Source organism: Kitasatospora sp. NPDC057512 (assembly GCF_042802135.1).
Taxonomy (GTDB): domain Bacteria; phylum Actinomycetota; class Actinomycetes; order Streptomycetales; family Streptomycetaceae; genus Kitasatospora.
Map to the genome: position 1 here is coordinate 1 of NZ_JBHVET010001145.1, position 1726 is coordinate 1726.

The window sequence follows — 1726 nt, forward strand, 5'->3', positions numbered from 1 at the left end:
GCCGCAGGCTGGTGCCCCGGCCTGGCCGACACCGGATGCCGCGGCGCAGCAGCCCGTGCCGCAGCCGTACCCGGCGCCCGCTCCCGCTCCCGCTCCCGTCGCACCCGCGCAGCCGCAGAACTTCGCGCAGCCGCCGGTCCAGCAGGCCCCGCCGCAGCACCCCCAGGACCCGCAGGGCCCGTCGGCCTCCTGGGACCCGCAGGCCGCGTGGGCGGCCCAGCAGGCCCAGCAGGCCCAGCAGCCGCTGCCGCCCCAGCACGCCGCCGCCCCGCAGCAGCCCGGCCCGGTGGACCCGCGCCAGGGCGGCTGGCCGCAGCCCGCCGCGTACCAGCAGCCGGTCCCGCCGCAGCCCGGCCCGCAGGCCCAGCCCGGCCCGCCGCTGCCGGGGCAGCCGCTGCCCGGCCAGCCGTGGCAGCAGCAGCCGGCCCCCCAGCCCAGCGCGTTCCAGCAGGCCGCCGCCCCGCAGCAGACCGCGCACGGCGCGCCGCTCGGCTACACCGCCGCCGTCGAGCTGTCCTCGGACCGGCTGCTGCGCAGCCAGCCCAAGCAGCAGCGCCAGCAGCCGCGCTTCCAGTTCGGCGGAAAGGCGGCGGCGGCCGAGAAGGCCCGCAAGCTGGAGATCATCCGCACCCCGGTGCTGAGCTGCTACCGGATCGCCGTGATCAGCCTCAAGGGCGGCGTCGGCAAGACCACGACCACCACCGCGCTCGGCGCGACCCTGGCCAGCGAGCGCCAGGACAAGGTGATCGCGATCGACGCCAACCCGGACGCCGGCACCCTGGGCCGCCGGGTGAAGCGCCAGACCGGCGCGACCATCCGCGACCTGGTGACGGCCATCCCGCACCTGCGCAGCTACATGGACATCCGTCAGTTCACCTCGCAGGACCTTAACTCGGGCCTGGAGATCCTGGCGAACGACGTCGACCCGGCGGTCTCGACCACCTTCAACGACTCGGACTACCGGCAGGTGATCGACGTGCTGGGCCGCCAGTACCCGATCATCCTGACCGACTCCGGCACCGGCCTGCTGTACAGCGCGATGCGCGGGGTGCTGGACCTGGCCGACCAGCTGATCATCGTCTCCACCCCCAGCGTGGACGGCGCCTCCAGTGCCTCGACCACCCTGGACTGGCTCTCCGCGCACGGCTACGCGGACCTGGTCCAGCGCAGCATCACGGTGGTCTCCGGGGTGCGCGAGACCAGCAAGATGATCAAGGTCGAGGACATCGTCGCGCACTTCCAGACCCGCTGCCGCGGCGTGATCGTGGTGCCCTTCGACGAGAGCCTGGCGGCCGGCGCCGAGGTCAACCTCGACATGATGCGGCCCAAGGTCCGGGAGGCCTACTTCGAGCTGGCCACCCTGGTCGGCGAGGACGTCATCCGGGCCCACCAGGCCGCCGCCGCCCAGCAGGCCGGCTGGCAGCAGCAGGCCCAGGCCGGCTACCCGCAGTCGGGCGGCCCGCAGCCGTACGCCGACCCGCAGCAGCAGCCCCAGCCGTACCCGCAGCAGGCCGGCCAACCCGCCCCCGGGGCGCCGTGGGCCCCGCAGCCCGGCCAGGCCCCGCCGCCCCCGCCCGGGTACGGCTACCCGCAGCAGCCCGCCCCCGGAGCCCCCTGGCCGCAGCAGCCGGGGCCGGGCTACGGCTACCCGCCGGCCCCGCCCCAGCAGTGACGGCGACGGAAGGGGGCCCCCCGACCAGGTGGCGGTGGGCCCCCGTCCGGAGGT

Annotated in this window: 1 protein-coding gene; it reads left to right on the forward strand. The window is 76.0% G+C overall.

From position 1 onward, the window contains the following. On the forward strand, positions 1 to 1672 hold a 1672-nt coding region (locus ACFU6K_RS38420; RefSeq protein ID WP_380671222.1), incomplete at its 5' end, for a MinD/ParA family protein. Between the last annotated feature and the right edge of the window lie 54 nt (positions 1673 to 1726).